At 63.4% G+C, this 15,547-nt stretch carries 13 protein-coding genes; 11 read left to right on the top strand and 2 right to left on the bottom strand.

The window, feature by feature from the left end; translation table 11 throughout:
* The 6 genes from EN984_RS04090 to EN984_RS04065 form a co-directional block, all read left to right on the top strand.
* On the top strand, nt 1–730 hold a 730-nt coding region (locus EN984_RS04090), incomplete at its 5' end, for an efflux RND transporter periplasmic adaptor subunit (RefSeq protein ID WP_127383643.1).
* On the top strand, nt 727–3,888 hold the full coding sequence (locus tag EN984_RS04085; RefSeq protein ID WP_127383642.1) for an efflux RND transporter permease subunit: 3,162 nt from the start codon (nt 727–729) through the stop codon (nt 3,886–3,888). The genes EN984_RS04090 and EN984_RS04085, both read left to right, overlap by 4 nt.
* A gap of 80 nt (nt 3,889–3,968) precedes the next feature.
* Nucleotides 3,969–4,592: a nitrile hydratase subunit alpha gene (nthA, locus tag EN984_RS04080; RefSeq protein WP_127271239.1), complete on the top strand. Its 624-nt coding sequence runs from the start codon at nt 3,969–3,971 to the stop codon at nt 4,590–4,592.
* Nucleotides 4,589–5,248, top strand: a complete 660-nt coding sequence (gene nthB / locus EN984_RS04075; RefSeq protein ID WP_127272759.1) for a nitrile hydratase subunit beta — start codon at nt 4,589–4,591, stop codon at nt 5,246–5,248. The genes nthA and nthB overlap by 4 nt, the downstream gene beginning before the upstream one ends.
* Nucleotides 5,235–5,594: a nitrile hydratase accessory protein gene (locus EN984_RS04070; protein ID WP_127272020.1), complete on the top strand. Its 360-nt coding sequence runs from the start codon at nt 5,235–5,237 to the stop codon at nt 5,592–5,594. Before nthB ends, EN984_RS04070 begins: the two co-directional genes overlap by 14 nt.
* Before the next feature lie 144 nt (nt 5,595–5,738).
* Complete coding sequence (locus EN984_RS04065) at nt 5,739–6,866, top strand: ATP-dependent RecD-like DNA helicase (protein WP_027034850.1); 1,128 nt, start codon at nt 5,739–5,741, stop codon at nt 6,864–6,866.
* On the opposite strand, the gene EN984_RS04060 is transcribed toward EN984_RS04065, so the two are convergent.
* Nucleotides 6,859–7,281 carry an STAS/SEC14 domain-containing protein gene (locus EN984_RS04060; RefSeq protein WP_127271116.1) on the bottom strand — a complete coding sequence of 141 codons (423 nt, stop codon included), beginning with the start codon at nt 7,279–7,281 and terminating at the stop codon, nt 6,859–6,861. The genes EN984_RS04065 and EN984_RS04060 overlap by 8 nt on opposite strands.
* 135 nt (nt 7,282–7,416) lie before the next feature.
* On the opposite strand from EN984_RS04060, the gene EN984_RS04055 reads away from it, so the two are divergent.
* Together EN984_RS04055 and EN984_RS04050 are read left to right on the top strand one after the other, a co-directional pair.
* Nucleotides 7,417–8,157: a pyridoxine 5'-phosphate synthase gene (locus EN984_RS04055; protein ID WP_127271118.1), complete on the top strand. Its 741-nt coding sequence runs from the start codon at nt 7,417–7,419 to the stop codon at nt 8,155–8,157.
* 104 nt (nt 8,158–8,261) lie between these two features.
* Nucleotides 8,262–10,181, top strand: coding sequence for a potassium transporter Kup (locus tag EN984_RS04050; RefSeq protein ID WP_127272417.1), 1,920 nt, complete (start codon nt 8,262–8,264; stop codon nt 10,179–10,181).
* Nucleotides 10,182–10,239: 58 nt separating this feature from the next.
* On the opposite strand, the gene EN984_RS04045 is transcribed toward EN984_RS04050, so the two are convergent.
* Entirely contained in the window at nt 10,240–11,133 is an 894-nt protein-coding gene (locus EN984_RS04045) for an SDR family oxidoreductase (RefSeq protein WP_127383641.1), read from the bottom strand.
* A 135-nt stretch (nt 11,134–11,268) separates the two neighbouring features.
* Here EN984_RS04045 and EN984_RS04040 point away from each other — a divergent pair, with 135 nt between their 5' ends.
* From EN984_RS04040 to EN984_RS04030, 3 genes are all read left to right on the top strand, one after another.
* The gene (locus EN984_RS04040) at nt 11,269–11,679 is read left to right on the top strand and encodes a helix-turn-helix domain-containing protein (RefSeq protein WP_127269397.1); all 411 of its coding nucleotides are present in this window, start codon (nt 11,269–11,271) and stop codon (nt 11,677–11,679) included.
* 135 nt (nt 11,680–11,814) lie between these two features.
* Nucleotides 11,815–13,017 (top strand): NAD(P)/FAD-dependent oxidoreductase, encoded by a 1,203-nt coding sequence (locus EN984_RS04035; RefSeq protein ID WP_236382982.1) that lies wholly within the window; start codon nt 11,815–11,817, stop codon nt 13,015–13,017.
* A 37-nt stretch (nt 13,018–13,054) separates the two neighbouring features.
* Nucleotides 13,055–15,547 (top strand): CHAT domain-containing protein (locus EN984_RS04030; RefSeq protein WP_164765375.1); only part of this gene is annotated, 2,493 nt, incomplete at its 3' end.

Raw genomic sequence — 15,547 nt, 5'->3', positions numbered from 1 at the left:
CGCAGCGACTGTCGATGCCGACAAGGCGACAATCGACGCCGACAATGTCCAGCTTGGCTTCGCCACGATCACGGCGCCGATTTCCGGCAGGCTGGGTGCTGTCAGCGTCGCCGTCGGCGATCTCGTCACCGTCAGCAATGGCAACAGCAGTACGGCGACCCCGCTGGTGACCATCACCCAGATGGACCCGCTGCAGGTCAACTTCAATCTTCCCGAGAGTAACCTGGCCCTGCTGCACAAGGCGCTCGCCAACCCGCAGCAGGGCGCGGTGACACTGACCAAGGATGGTGACCCGACGCCGATCGGCAAGGGTACGCTCGATTTCGTCGACTCCAGCGTCGACACCGCGTCGGGCACGATTGCCACGCGGGCAAGCATTCCCAATGCCGATCTTTCGCTATGGCCCGGCCAGTATGTGAATGTCGTGCTCGACGCCGGCATCATGCCGCAGATGACATCGGTTCCCACGGTCGCGGTGCAGCCAAGCCAGAAGGGGCCGTTCGTCTATGTCGTCAAGCCGGACAACACGGTCGAGATGCGGCCGGTGCAGGTGGCGCTGACCGAAGGCGAGAACAGCGCCGTCAGCCAGGGGCTGAAAAGCGGCGAGAAAGTTGTCACTGAGGGCCAGACGAGGCTGAAGGACGGCGCCGCGGTGCATGAGGGCAAGGCCACGGCCGATGCCGCGCCGAAGGTGGCCGAGGCGAGCAAAGCCGGCGAGGCGGCCCAATGATCTCCGAATTCTGCATACGCAGGCCTGTCGCCACCCTTCTGATGTCGTTCGCCCTCGTGCTGGGCGGACTGTTCGCCTACAAGTTCCTGCCGGTGGCGGCACTGCCCAGCGCCGAATTCCCGGTGGTCAACGTCTCGGCTTCGCTGCCCGGCGCCTCGCCGGAAACCATGGCGACGTCGGTGGCGACCCCGCTGATCAAGCAGTTCGCAACCATCGCCGGTATCGATTCGATCTCGACCACGAACTCGCTTGGCCAGACCTCGATCGCCATCCAGTTCGTGCTCAACCGCGACATCGACGCGGCAGCAGCCGACGTGCAGGCGGCGATCGCGCGCACGCAGAAATCATTGCCGCCGCAGATGACGGCGCCGCCGAGCTATCGCAAGGTCAATCCGGCCGACGCGCCGATCCTTTTGATGTCGCTGGTCAGCGACACGGTTCCGCTGACCGATCTCGATGCTTTCGCGGAAAATGTCATCTCGCCGTCGCTGTCGACCATAGACGGCGTGGCGCAGGTCTCGATCTTCGGCCAACAGAAATACGCGGTGCGCATCCAGATCGACCCGACCGCGCTTGCCGCGCGCGGCATCTCGATCGATCAGCTGCAGGCGGCGGTCGCCTCGGCCAACAGCAACACGCCGCTCGGCGTGCTGCAGAACGACAAGCAGCAGCTTACCATCACCGCCAACACGCAGCTGACTGACGCCGCCGGCTTCTCCAACATCATCATCGCCACCAAAAACGGTCACCCCGTGCGGTTGGGCGAGGTGACCCGTGTGGTCGATTCGGTGCAGACGACGACGACGGCGAGCTGGTATGACGGTACGCGCGCGATCATCATGGCGGTGCAGCGCCAACCCGACGCCAACACCGTCGACGTCGTCGACAAGGTCAAGGCCATGCTGCCGTCCTTCAAGGACCAGATGCCGGCCGCCGCCGACATCAAGCTGCTTAACGACCGCTCCAGTTCGATCCGTCAGGCCGTCGATGATGTCCAGTTCACGCTGCTGTTGACCATCGCGCTGGTGGTCATGGTGATCTTCGTGTTCCTGCGCCGGGTGACGGCGACCATCATCCCGGCCGTGGCGGTGCCGATTTCGCTGATCGCCACGCTCAGCGCGATGTTCCTGTTCGGCTTTTCCATCGACAACATATCGCTGATGGGCCTGACGCTGGCGGTCGGCCTCGTCGTCGACGACGCCATCGTGATGCTTGAAAACATCTTCCGCCATATGGAGGAGGACGGGCTGTCGGCCTTCGACGCATCGCTGAAGGGCGCGCGCGAAATCGGCTTTACCATCATCTCGATCTCGATTTCGCTGGTCGCGGTGTTCATCCCGGTGCTGCTGATGGGTGGCGTCATCGGGCGCATCTTCAACGAGTTCGCCGTCGTGGTGACGGTCGCCATCCTGGCGTCGATGTTCGTGTCGCTGACGCTGACGCCGATGCTGTGCTCGCGGCTGCTGTCGGTGACCAAAGCCGACCGCGACAAGCATGGCCCCGGCCACAAGCCGGACCTCGTCACCCGCGGCTACGACAAGGTCTTGAGCTTCTGCCTGCGGCACACCTTCCTGGTGTTCCTCGTCTTCGTCGGCACCGCGGCAGCGTCGGTGTGGCTGATCCAGACTTCGCCGAAGGGTTTCTTCCCGCAGGAGGACATCGGCCAGATATCGGTGACCACCATCGCACGCCAGGACATCTCTTTCGACGCCATGTCCAGGCTGCAAGGACAGGTCGCCAGCGTCTTCTCGCATTCGCCCTATGTCGACCATGTGGCGTGGTCGGCGGGCAGCGGCAACAATGCGCTCAACCAGGGGCAGCTTTTCGTCCAGCTTAAGGGCAAGGACCAGCGCCCCGATATCGAGAAGGTGCTTTCGGACCTGCGCAAGCAACTGGCCGGCGTGGCGGGCATCGAGACCTACATGCAGCCGGTGCAGAATTTGAGGCTGGGCTCGCGGTCGTCGGCCAGCGCCTACCAGCTCGTGGTTCAGGGCCTTGATACCGGCCTGACCGATATTTGGGCGCAGAAACTGAACGACGCGATGGCTGCCGACCATGCGAACTTCACCGACGTCACCAGCGACCTGCAGAACAATGCGTTGCAGGCGACGCTGGTGGTGGATCGCGACAAGGCCGCCCAGCTCGGTATCGACACCGACACGTTGCGCTCCGCCCTCTATGGCGGGTTCGGCACCGACCAGGTTTCGACAATCTTCGGTTCGGCCGACAGCTACGAAGTCATCACCGAGCTCGATCCCAAGATCGAGTGGTCGCCCGAGCGGATGCTGGCCATCCAGATGAGGACGGCGAGCGGCAGTCTTGTTCCGCTCGGCGCCTTCGCCCGGGTCGATCGCACGGCCGGCGCCCTGACTGTCAACCAGCTCGGCCAGCTTCCAGCCGTGACCATCTCCTACAATCTGCCGCAGGGCGTGGCGCTGGGCGACAGCGTGACGCGCATCAATGCGCTCAAGGAGCAGATCGGCATGCCGACGGTGATCTCGACGACCTTTGCCGGCACGGCCAAGACCTTCCAGGATTCTCTTGCCAACCAGGGTTTTCTGGTCGGCGGCGCAATCCTGACCATCTATATCGTGCTCGGCATCCTCTACGAGAGCTTCATCCACCCGCTGACCATCCTTACCGGCCTGCCATCGGCCGTGCTGGGAGCGGTCGTTGCGCTGCGCTTCGCCGGCATGGATCTGTCTGTTATCGCGGTGATCGGCATCCTGATGCTGATCGGCATCGTCAAGAAGAACGGCATCATGATGGTCGACGTCGCGCTTGAACTGCGACGAGAAGGCATGTCGGCGACCGAGTCGATCCACAAGGCCTGCCTGATGCGGTTCAGGCCGATCATGATGACGACGCTGGCGGCACTGATGGGCACGTTCCCGATCGCGCTCGGCACCGGCGCCAGCGCCGAATTGCGCCAGCCGCTGGGCGTTGCCGTTGTCGGTGGCCTGCTTGCCTCGCAGGCGCTGACCCTGTTCGTGACGCCGGTGATCTATGTCTACATGGAGAATCTCTCGGGCTGGCTGGTCGGGCTCTGGTCGAAGCGCAAGGGCGAGACGGGCCCGGTCGAAGCGGGGGATCAGCCGTCGCTATTCAAGGCCAGGGAAGACATGCTGCCCGAACCGCAGCGGGCGGCGGCCGAATGATGTGACAGGGCCAGCGCCATGTGCCGTTGGCCCAAGCCGTTGCGCTTGCGGCGGCATCACTGGAAACGTAGTTTGCGGCCATGTCACACGATCATGACCACGACAACGACCTCGATCCGTTTGCCGCCCGCGTGCGCGCGCTGGAAACCATCCTCACTCAGAAGGGGCTGATCGATCCGGCCGCGATCGACGTCATCGTCGATACCTACGAGACGAAGATCGGCCCGCGCAATGGCGCCAGGGTGGTGGCGAAAGCCTGGAGCTATCCCGCCTATGCCGAATGGCTGAAGCGCGATGCGACGGCGGCGATCGCATCGCTCAGCTATACCGGCCGCCAGGGCGAGCACATGCAGGCGGTGTTCAACACCGAGGAGACGCACAATCTCGTCGTCTGCACGCTGTGCTCCTGCTATCCGTGGTCGGTGCTCGGCCTGCCTCCGGTCTGGTACAAGGCGCCGCCCTATCGTTCGCGCGCGGTGATCGATCCGCGCGGCGTGCTGGAAGAATTTGGACTCACGCTGCCGGCCGGGACAAAAATACGCGTCTGGGATTCGACCGCGGAGCTGCGCTATCTCGTCGTGCCGATGCGGCCTGAGGGCACCGAGGGCTGGAGCGAGGAGCGGCTGGCGGAGCTGGTCAGCCGTGATGCGATGATCGGGACCGGCCTGGCCCAAAGACCTGAAATAGAGGGGCAGCCGGCATGAACGGGCCGCACGATCTTGGCGGGCAGATGGGGTTCGGCCCCGTCGCGCCCGAAAAGGACGAGCCCTATTTCCATGCCGCCTGGGAAAGGCGGGCGCTCGGCGTTACGCTGACTGCCGGCGCCATGGGCGCGTGGAACATCGACGAGAGCCGGCACGCACGGGAATCGCTGCATCCGGCTGTCTACTATTCATCGAGCTACTACCAGATATGGATCAAGGCGCTGGAGGTGCTGTTGAACCGCCATGGCTTCGTCAGCGAGCGCGATCTCGAAGCGGGCAAGGCAGTCGATCCGGCAGCGACGCCCAAGAGGGTGCTGAAGGCGGAAAACGTGCCCGCAGTGCTGGCCAAGGGTGGTCCTTGCGACCGGTCGGCGGCGCGGCCGGCGCGGTTCAAGGCCGGCGACCCCGTACGGACCAAAAACCTCAACCCGACCGGCCACACGCGGCTGCCGCGCTATGCGCGCGCCAAGCAGGGGGTGATTGAGACGGTGCACGACGGTTTCGTGTTCCCCGACAGCAACGCGCATGGACACGGCGAAAATCCGCAATGGGTCTACACCGTGGTTTTCGAAGGGCCGGAAATCTGGGGCGAGGACGCCGACCCGACGCTGAGCGTCTCGATAGACGCCTGGGAGAGCTATCTTGAGCCGGCGTGATACGGATCTGCCCGAGCTGCCGCCGGGCGTCGATACGCCGGTGTTTGCCGAGCCGTGGCAGGCTGAGGCGTTCGCCATGACGGTGGCGTTGCACGACAAGGGCCTGTTTTCGTGGAGCGAGTGGGCGCAGGCGCTGTCGATCGAAGTGAAGAAGCCAGGCGCCGCGGCTGACGGCCATGACTATTACGAACATTGGCTGGCCGCGCTGGAAAGCCTGCTTGCCACCAAAGGGCTGGCCGCCAAGTCGGATGTCGACGCCATGGCTGAAGCCTGGGAGCGCGCCGCGCATGCCACGCCGCACGGCAAGCCGATCCTGCTGGAAAACGATCCCCAGCCGATTCGATAAGGTGTGGGGTGAGCTTGTATGTTCCCTTTACGTTCTTGTCTGCGCCTGATAGCCTGACCCGTCGGCGGCATTGAAGCGTCCCGGCGCATCGATGATGGTGGCGGCTGTCTTGTCTTTCCCTTGCGAATCCGGTCTCTCGCGCTGATGGAATTCTCTCCCCAACAGGACGACGCGCTGAAGGCGGTCGCCCAATGGCTGAAGACCGGCCAGCCGCAGCTGTTCCGGCTGTTCGGCTATGCCGGCACCGGCAAGACGACGCTGGCGCGGTATTTCGCCGAACATGTCGACGGCCAGGTGCAGTTCGCCGCCTTCACCGGCAAGGCGGCGCAGGTGCTGCGCTCCAAGGGCGCGGTCAATGCGCGCACCATTCATTCGCTGATCTATCGGCCGAAGGGCGAGGAATCGGTATCGGACGAGGTCACCGGCAAGACCTCGATGTCGCCGACCTTCTCGCTTAACCGCCAGAGCCCGATTACGCGGGCGAAACTGGTCGTCATCGACGAATGCTCGATGGTCGACGAGCAGCTCGGCCGCGACCTGATGAGTTTCGGCACGCCGATCCTGGTGCTGGGCGACCCCGGCCAGCTGCCGCCGATCTCGGGTGGCGGCTTCTTCACCGACCACGAGCCGGATTTTTTGCTGACCGAAATCCACCGGCAGGCGCGCGACAACCCGATCCTGCGGCTGGCGCTCGATGTGCGCGAGGGCCGTGAATTCATGCGTGGCGACTATGGCACGGCGCAGGTGATCGGCAAGGAAGACGTTACCCAGGAGCTGGTGCTGAAGGCGGACCAGGTGCTGGTCGGCACCAACCGCACGCGTCGCCGCTACAATCAGCGGCTGCGCGAGCTCAAGGGCTTCAACGCCGATTATCCGCAGGCCGGCGACAAGCTCGTCTGCCTGCGCAACGATCCGGCCAAGGGCCTGCTCAACGGCTCGCTGTGGAAGGTGATGACCTCGTCGCGCGAGACGGTGAAGCCCGGCATCAACCTTCTGGTGTCGCCGGAAGAGGACGATCCGGATCGCGGCGTCGCCAAGATCAAGCTGCTCAAGGCGGCGTTCGAGGATCCCGATGCCGACATCCCGTGGCAGCAGAAGAAGCGCTTCGACGATTTCGACTATGGCTACGCGCTGACCGTGCACAAGGCGCAGGGCTCGCAGTGGAACGAGATCGTGCTGTTCGATGAAAGCTGGGCCTTCAAGGAAACCCGCCAGCGATGGCTCTACACCGCCATCACGCGGGCGGCCGAGCGGCTGACGATCGTCAGGTAGGGGCGCCGGATGCTGTTGCTCCGATAGGCTGCGCGGCAAGCCATTGCCAGGCGGCGGCCTCGTCCTCCGCCTTGAAGTGCCTGATTTCAACGGGCGGGGAGGACGGCAGAAAGCGTTGTGCGTCCGCTATCCAGTCCGGTTCGCCGATGGTTGCGCAACGGCCGACATGTTTCAATGCATGGATCGCGCCCTGCTTCAGGGTCTCGTCCGCGATGTCGGCCCAGTCGACGCCATCGTGGTCGACGAGGCGCACCAGCACATCGATGCGCGGATGCAGGGCATAGGCTGCCTCCAGCAGCCCGAAAAGATTTTCACCGTCGGCCGCGGAAACGTGCCCGACGACATCGATGGCGAAAAGGTCGTCGCGGCTGGTCTCGATACGGCGAATTGCCGGAACCTCATCGAGAAAATTCATCGGCGCTTTCCTTTCCCGGCTCGTTCATCAGGCTTGGAACACCCGAAACCCCCAGTCTGTTCCCACCAAAGGCATTACTGTTCCCGTCAAAGGCATTATAGGTGGGCGCGTTGAATGATTTCCGAGACCGCCCGCATGCCTGCAAAGCTCTCCGTCAACCTCAATGCCATCGCCATGCTGCGCAACCGGCGCGACCTGCCGTGGCCAAGCGTGACCGGCCTCGGCCGCATTGCGCTGGCGGCCGGGGCGCATGGGCTGACGGTGCATCCGCGCCCCGACGAGCGGCACACAAGACACTCCGATCTGCCTGAGATCCGGTCGCTGATCGACGACGAGTTTCCGCGCGCGGAATTCAACATAGAGGGCTATCCGACCGAGGATTTCCTGTTGCTTGTGGAAAAGCATCAGCCTGAACAGGTGACTTTGGTGCCGGACGATCCGGCCCAGGCGACATCGGACCATGGCTGGAACTTCGCCACCCAGGCCGCGTTCCTTACACCGATCGTCAAACGCTTGAAAAAAGGGGGCTTTCGCGTGTCGCTGTTTTCCGACCCTGATCCCGATTGGGTGGCGGCCGCACGTGACACCGGTGCCGATCGCATCGAGCTCTATACTGGTCCATATGGCAGCTATCACACAGATTCCGCCAAAGCGGCCAAAGAGCTGGAAAGATTGGGAAAAACCGCTGACGCGGCGCTTGCCGCCGGGCTGCAGGTCAATGCCGGGCACGATCTCGTGGTTGGCAATCTGCCGGCGCTGGTCAAGCGCATTCCGGCATTGGCCGAAGTGTCGATCGGACATGGGTTGACAGCCGACGCGTTGGAGTATGGCATGGCCGGCACGGTGGGTCGGTTCCTCAAGGCCTGCGGATGGTAGCGATGGGCAGCCTGGCGCGGCAGGCATGGCAGCCATTACGCGACGGCACTTGATATTGCATCGCAGCAAGCGTAGAGCACCGCGCGCTTATCGGAGTGTCGTCCATGGCCCTTACCAACACTGGTAGTGAGGCAGAACCCGTCGAACAATCGAGCCATTCGGAAGTCGAACAGCACAGCACCAAGGTTCTGATGCTGGGCGCGCTCGGTGTCGTCTATGGGGATATCGGCACCAGCCCGATCTACGCCTTTCGCGAGGCGCTGGTGGCGTCCTCGGGCGGCAATGTCGCCCAGCGCGGCGATATTCTCGGCGTGCTGTCGCTGATCATCTGGTCGCTGACGATCATCGTCACCATCAAATACATCATGTTCGTGCTGCGCGCCGACAACCGCGGCGAGGGCGGCGTGCTGTCGCTGATGGCGCTGGCGCGCGGCAGTTTCCCCAAGCGTTCAGCATTGATGCTCGCTATCGGCATCGTCGGGGCATCGCTTTTCTTCGGTGACGCCGTCATCACACCGGCGATTTCGGTGCTGTCGGCGGTCGAGGGCATGAATGTCGTCACGCCGACCTTCCAGCCCTATGTCGTGCCGCTGACATTGGTCATCCTTGCCATGGTGTTCGCGGTGCAGCGCTTTGGCACGGGCGGGGTGGGATTGGTGTTCGGCCCGGTGACCGCGGTATGGTTCCTGGCCATCGGCCTTTCCGGCCTCAACCACATCATCGCCGATCCGGAAATCCTGTGGGCGGTGAGCCCGCACTATATCGTCGCCTTCCTGATCAATTCGCCCGATGTCGCCTTCGTGACCATCGGCGCCATCTTTCTCGCCGTGACCGGCGCCGAAGCGCTCTATGCCGATCTCGGCCATTTCGGCCGCAAGCCGATCGTGCTGGCCTGGCTGGCGATCGTGTTTCCCTGCCTGCTGCTCAATTATGCCGGGCAGGGTGCCTTCGTGCTGGCCAAGAATGGCGTCGTCGGCCATCCGTTCTTCGAGATGAACGAAGGCTGGACGCTGATCCCGATGGTCGTGCTGGCGACCGCCGCCACGGTCATCGCCAGCCAGGCGGTGATATCAGGCGCGTTCTCGCTGACCAGGCAGGCGGTGCAGCTCAACATGCTGCCGCGGCTCGAAATCCTGCACACGTCGGAGAAACAGTCCGGCCAGATCTACATGCCGCGCGTCAATCTTCTGCTGGCGCTGGTGGTGATGATGCTGGTGGTCGGCTTCGGCGAGTCCAGCAGGCTGGCGTCGGCCTACGGTATTTCGGTGACCGGCAACATGCTGGTGACGACGGTGCTGCTCTATGTCGTCATGACGCGCATCTGGAAATGGCGGCTGTGGGTGGCAATCTCGCTTACGGCGCTGTTCGGCTTCATCGATGTCGGCTTCTTTGCCTCCAACATCGTCAAGGTGTTCGAGGGCGGCTGGGCCTCGCTGGCCGTGGCCTTCACCGTCGTGCTGGCCATGTGGACCTGGGTGCGCGGCAGCCGCTATCTGTTCGACAAGACCCGCCGCAACGAGATCCCGCTCGATTTCCTTGCCGGCAATTTGTTGAAGAAGAAGCCGCAGCTGGTCTCCGGCACCGCCGTCTTCCTCACCAGCGATCCGCTAAGCGCGCCAACCGCGCTGATGCACAGCCTGAAGCACTACAAGGTGCTGCATGAGCAGAACGTCATCCTTTCGGTGGTGACCGCGCCGCAGCCGGTGGTGCCCGACAGCGACCGGGTCAAGATGGAGACGGTCAACGAGCTGTTCATGCGGGTGACGCTGACCTTCGGCTACATGGAGCAGCCCAACATCCCGCGCGCACTGGCGATCTGCCGCAAGCAGGGCTGGAAGTTCGACATCATGACGACCTCGTTCTTCCTGTCGCGGCGTTCGCTCAAGGCCTCGCCCAATTCCGGCATGCCGGTGTGGCAGGACCGGCTGTTCATCGGCCTGGCCCGCACTGCGGCCGACGCGACGGAGTACTTTCAGATCCCGACCGGGCGCGTGGTGGAGATCGGCACGCAGGTGGCGATCTAGGGGCATGCCGGATCGGCGAATGGACTGTGCCTCACGGCACAGTCCATGTCACTCCGCTTCAACCGGCCAGGGCGACCTTGTTCGCCTCGAGGAATTGCTTCAACGTCTTTGGCGTCCTGCCCGAAAGCGACTCGATTGCGTCGGTCACCATGGCGATACGGCCGGCGCGCGTGTTGGCGTCGAAGGACACGATGACCTCAGCGAAATCCTCGGGAACGCCTGATGCCTTCACGCCTTCGGTCAAGGCTTCATCCGAAACCTGGACGACATCGAGCGGCTTGCCGGTGACCTCGCTTACCAGGGCGGCAATCTCAGCCGTGGTGTAGGCCTGCGGGCCGGTCAAGGTGTAGGTCTTGCTTTCGTTCGAAACGGCAGCGAGACCGGCGGCGATCGCTGCTGCCATGTCGTCGCGCGCACCAGGCGCAACGCGGCCCTCGCCGGCGGACGTGTACCATTTTCCCGAAGCGATCGCGTGCGGCAGGGTCATGAACAGGTTCTCCTGGTACCAGCCGTTGCGGAAGATCGTGTAGGGGATGCCGCTCGCTTTGATCGCCTGCTCGGTGCCGTAGTGATCATTGGCAAACAGCACCGGCGAAACCGGTTCCGGGTTGGGCATCGAGGTGTAGAGAAGGTGGGAAACACCGGCCTTTTTAGCGGCGGCAACCGCGTTCTGGTGCTGCCTCAGGCGCTTGCCGTGTAGCAGGTCGATCTCGCCGGTCGAGATGATCAGCACCCTGTCGGCGCCCTTGAAAGCAGCCTCCAACGATAGTGTGTCGTCGAAGTCAGCCGCCCTTGTGATGACGCCTCGCGCCGCCAACTCGGCAAGGTTTTCCGGATTGCGGGTGGTGGCGATGATCCGGCCCGCGGGGACCTTGAACGTGTCCAGCAGGTGGTTGATGACGCTGCGGCCGAGCTGGCCGGAAGCGCCGGTGACGAGAAGGGTTTGGGTCATGGAAGATCCTGACATTGCGCCGCTAAGGCGGTTCGAGGGGCAGTCTCAAAAAGAGACCAGCACTAAAATAGGAATTGACCCAGAGCCGTAAAGAAGGCAGTTTTTCGGGAGGTAGGCACGCGCAGGGAACCAGCGGTGGACAGCAAGATCGTCAATCTGAGATCGAAGTTGGAGGTCTACAAGGCGGTCTCCGGCGGCGGCAACTTCGCCAATTGTCCGGTCCGCGAGGTCATCCAGGGCGTGAGCGGCAAATGGAGCTCGCTGCTGATGATGGCTTTGGCCGAGCAGCCCTATCGCTTCGGCGAGTTGCGGCGGCTGGTGCCGGACATTTCACAGCGCATGCTGACGCAGACGCTCTACGATTTGCAGCGCGACGGCTATGTGCATCGCGAGGTGTTCCCGACCAAGCCGCCGAGCGTCGAGTACAGCCTGACCGATCTCGGGCATTCGATGTTCGGCGCCTTGCATCAGCTGATCCTGTGGGCCGAGCTCAATCATGATGCGGTGCGCGGCGCACGCGCCGATTTTGACGCCGCCCAAGGCTGACCAGCGGCGCAAAGCCGTTGGTGACGGCTTGATTTCGTCCCGCCGCTGAAGGATTGTCCCGGCCAATCCGGCTTTGGGGGCACTGGCATTTCCTATGATATCGCAATTGCAGGCGCCGGGCCGGCGGGACTGGCCGTGGCGCTCTATCTCAGGCGTGCCGGGCATCGGGTCACCGTGTTCGAGCGCTTCGATGAGCCGAAGCCGGTCGGCTCCGGGCTGATTCTTCAGCCGACAGGGCTGACGGTACTGGCCGGTCTTGGCCTGCTCGACGACATACTGGCGCTGGGCAGCCGCATAGACCGCCTGCATGGCGCCGATGCTTCCACTGGCCGCACGGTGCTCGATGTCCGCTACGATGCGCAACGCGGTGGCCGCTTCGGGCTGGCGGTGCACCGGGCGGCTTTGTTCGGTGTGCTTTTCCGCGCCGCGCAGAGCGAGGCGATCGCCATCGAGACCGGCGTCGAGATCGAGGCCCTGGAGACCGGCGAACGGGCGACGCTGATCTGTGGCAACGGGCGGAGGGCAGGGCCATTCGATCTGGTCGTCGACGCCAGCGGTTCGCGCTCGAAACTGCGCCGCGAAAGCGCTCCAGGCGAGCCGCGGCCACTCACCTATGGTGCGTTCTGGGCCTCGCTCGGCTGGCGTGGCGATGGTTTCGACGAGCACGCGCTGCTGCAACGCTACGACAAAGCGAGCGTGATGATCGGCGTGCTGCCGATCGGCCGACCGGAGCCGGGCGCTGAAAAGATGGCGGCCTTCTTCTGGAGCCTGAAGCCGTCGGATGCCGATGAGGTGCGCGTTCGCGGCCTGAACGCCTGGAAGGAAAGGGTGGTCCGGCTGTGGCCGCAGAGCGAGGCGTTCACCAGCCAGATCGACAGTTTCGACCAGCTCTCGCTGGCCCGCTACGGCCACCACACGATGAAGCTTCCGGCCGGTAGGCGATTGGCCGTCATCGGCGATGCGGCGCATTCCACCAGTCCGCAACTCGGGCAAGGGGCGAACATGGCGCTGCTCGATGCCGCGGCGCTCAGCAATGCGCTGGCGCGGGCGTCAAACGTCGAGGCAGCGCTGGAGGCCTATGCGAGGGCGCGGCGCTGGCATGTCCGCGTCTTCCAGGCGCTGTCGCTGGCATTCACGCCGTTCTACCAGTCGGATTCGGTGGCGCTGCCCTTCCTCCGCGACAGGCTGGTGGCGACGGTGGCAAAAATCCCGCCGGCGCCGCAATTCCTCGCCTCGATGGTGGCGGGAACCGTGATCGATCCGTTCAGGCGGATTGGACTTGAGGAAACGCGGTGGGATTTCGGACAAAATCCGGATCATGATACGACCGCATCCTAGAGTTTTTCGCATCAGACCGATCCGCATGAACGCTGTCATGTCCATAGTCCGAAAATCGCTAGGCCTGATGCAGGTCGTTGCATCTGTCCTGGCCACGTCGGTCGTGGCGCCGCCCTTGCCGACGGCGCAAGCTCAGACGCCGGGCCAAGCCGGTCAGCAGACTCCAGCAGGCAGTGAAGAGGCGCTGAAAGTTCGGATCGATGCGGCCTACAAGCTGATGATGGAGGTCGGGCGCTTCGACGATGGTTATGCGCAGTTGCGGGCAGCGCTGCTCGATGCGGCCAGGAGCGACCTCTACGAGTTCACCGTGGAGAGCTACTCGAACGCCGGCGCGACGTTCCTCAACAACCAGATCCTCGACAACGCCGAGGAGATTTTCGCCGAAGGCCTGAAAACCAGGGCGATGCAGCAGGATGTCGCGAAGCGTGCCGATTTCTATCTCAATTACGCAATGCTGAAACAGGCCGAGAAAGACTATCAGGGCTTCGTTTCCATGTGCGCTACGGCAACCAATCTCTACGCCCACTACCAAGGCACGGAATCCCTGGAACTCATGTATGCCAACGATGTGCTGGCGACAGGGATCGCTGCATTCGGTCAAATCGCTGCGGCGATCAACGTTGACCAGCGCAATCTGGAGATTGCGGAGCGGGTGCTTGGCCAGGACGATCGCTTCACCTGGAAGCTGCAGAACAATCTGGCCGACATGCTGCGTCAGATCGGGGCACCGACACGCGCCTTACAGTACGACCTGAATGTGCTCGAGAAACGTATCGGCTACTACGGGCCAAATCACTTCAACGTTCTGGTTAGCGCCAACAACACGGCTCAGGACTATCTCGACCTCGCCAAGTACGACGAGGCCTTGCGCTATTTCCAGCAGGACCGGGATATCGCTGTCCTCCTCAAGCAGGAAGGCAATCTGATTGAGCAGGCCGATGCCTGGCTGCTTTACACCAGGGCTCTTTCCGGTGCACAGCCGCTCGACGCGCCGACGCTCGCACGCTTGCTGCCGCTGACCAACGACGCGAGTTATCCCGAGATATTGGCAATCAAGATCGCCAACCTGCTCGCCGCGCATTTCGCCGCGATGGGCGATACCGAAAACAGCATGAACCAACTCGATCGGGCCTATAGCATCGCCGGATCGACATACGGCTCGGTGCACCCGCTGACCTTTGCCGCGCGGCAGGCCATGGCCAACCTCAAGGCGAAGTCGAATCCCGAGGCTGCAGCCACCGATTTTGCGGCTCTCAACGATGACATGTTGCGTTGGAATTGGTTCCAGGTGAGCACGGCCGCCAACCCGGTCGTCGCTGAAGCCAGCCGCGCCTTGGCCGATGACATGCTCTACGACTATGCGCGGCTGGCAAAAAACAACGCATCGGCAGTGCCGGCATTCGCTGAAGCGGTGCGTCGCTGGCCGACACTCGAAAACGACAAACGGGATCAGTTGCGCAGACTGTCGCGTTTGATCGATCCGAACGATATGGAGACACGGCATTTGATCCAGGCCGGGATACGGCTGTCCCTGGCCTACCAGGAGGCTGCTTCCAGTGGCGACAGTGCCGACGATCCAGGTGCGGTACAGCCCGACCAGGCTCAGGCGGCGTACGAAAAGGCGATCACGAGAGTTACGACGAAGTACAGATTCGACCAAAGCGTGGTGGACAAGCCACTGCCATCCGCAAACACGCTGCTGCAGCCCAACGAGGCGCTGATCGATTATTTCATCACTCGCAAGTGGCGGGCGGACCGCGAGAGCGCCGATCCGCTGGAAGACGAACGGCTCTACGCGATCGTCACGCGCAAGGACCAGCAGCCGTCGCTCTATGACCTCGGCGATCCGCGCCGGCTCATCCCAGCCGCCCGGGAAACCCGCATGGCAAACCTCAGGTCGACCCGCTCCGCGCAGGAGCGTGGCGCTGTGACCCTGGTCGATCTGAACGCGACATTCACAGGGCTTTACGCCGGTCTGATCGCACCTCTGGAGCCGTCGCTTGGCGGCGCCGACACGCTTTTCGTGGTGCCGGACGGCAAGCTGTTTTCGGTGCCATTCCCCTTGCTGCAGGACAGCAAGGGCGCGTCGCTCGATGATCGCTTCCTGGTGCGCATGCTGACCCGGCCGGAATCGCTGTTGAACGCAGGCATCGATCAGAGTTTTCCCAAGTCCGGCAAGGCCTTGCTGGCCGGCGGCCTGGATTACGCACGGGGTGCGGAGAAGGGTGCCGAGCCGCTACCGGGTACCCGCAAGGAGGTCGACGCGATCGCCTCGATCCTGCGCGGCGATCATTATTCGGTCGAGACCCTTACCGGAACGGCTGCCGGCGAACGGGCGCTGCGCAAGGACATCGAGCAGGCCACGGTCGCGCATCTGGCCACACATGGTGCCTACCGCGACGAGAAAGAGGGCGGCGTCGGTGCCGTGAATGCGCTGTGGCAGAGTGAGGTCGTGCTGTCCCGGTCGGGAAACCGGCAATCGATGAAGCGCGATGATGATGACGGCCGGCTCTATGGCATGGAGCTGATG

It is taken from the genome of Mesorhizobium sp. M7A.F.Ca.CA.004.12.1.1 (genome assembly GCF_003997835.1).
Lineage (GTDB): Bacteria > Pseudomonadota > Alphaproteobacteria > Rhizobiales > Rhizobiaceae > Mesorhizobium.
This window is presented reverse-complemented; position numbering and strand designations above follow the sequence as displayed.

What these genes read in the sequence shown, in the direction of transcription:
- EN984_RS04085 (WP_127383642.1), top strand. Translation starts at nt 727, where the DNA reads ATGATCTCCGAATTCTGCATACGCAGGCCTGTCGCCACCCTTCTGATG.
- nthA (WP_127271239.1), top strand. Translation starts at nt 3,969, where the DNA reads ATGTCACACGATCATGACCACGACAACGACCTCGATCCGTTTGCCGCC.
- nthB (WP_127272759.1), top strand. Translation starts at nt 4,589, where the DNA reads ATGAACGGGCCGCACGATCTTGGCGGGCAGATGGGGTTCGGCCCCGTC.
- EN984_RS04065 (WP_027034850.1), top strand. Translation starts at nt 5,739, where the DNA reads ATGGAATTCTCTCCCCAACAGGACGACGCGCTGAAGGCGGTCGCCCAA.
- EN984_RS04060 (WP_127271116.1), bottom strand. Translation starts at nt 7,281, where the DNA reads ATGAATTTTCTCGATGAGGTTCCGGCAATTCGCCGTATCGAGACCAGC.
- EN984_RS04055 (WP_127271118.1), top strand. Translation starts at nt 7,417, where the DNA reads ATGCCTGCAAAGCTCTCCGTCAACCTCAATGCCATCGCCATGCTGCGC.
- EN984_RS04050 (WP_127272417.1), top strand. Translation starts at nt 8,262, where the DNA reads ATGGCCCTTACCAACACTGGTAGTGAGGCAGAACCCGTCGAACAATCG.
- EN984_RS04045 (WP_127383641.1), bottom strand. Translation starts at nt 11,133, where the DNA reads ATGACCCAAACCCTTCTCGTCACCGGCGCTTCCGGCCAGCTCGGCCGC.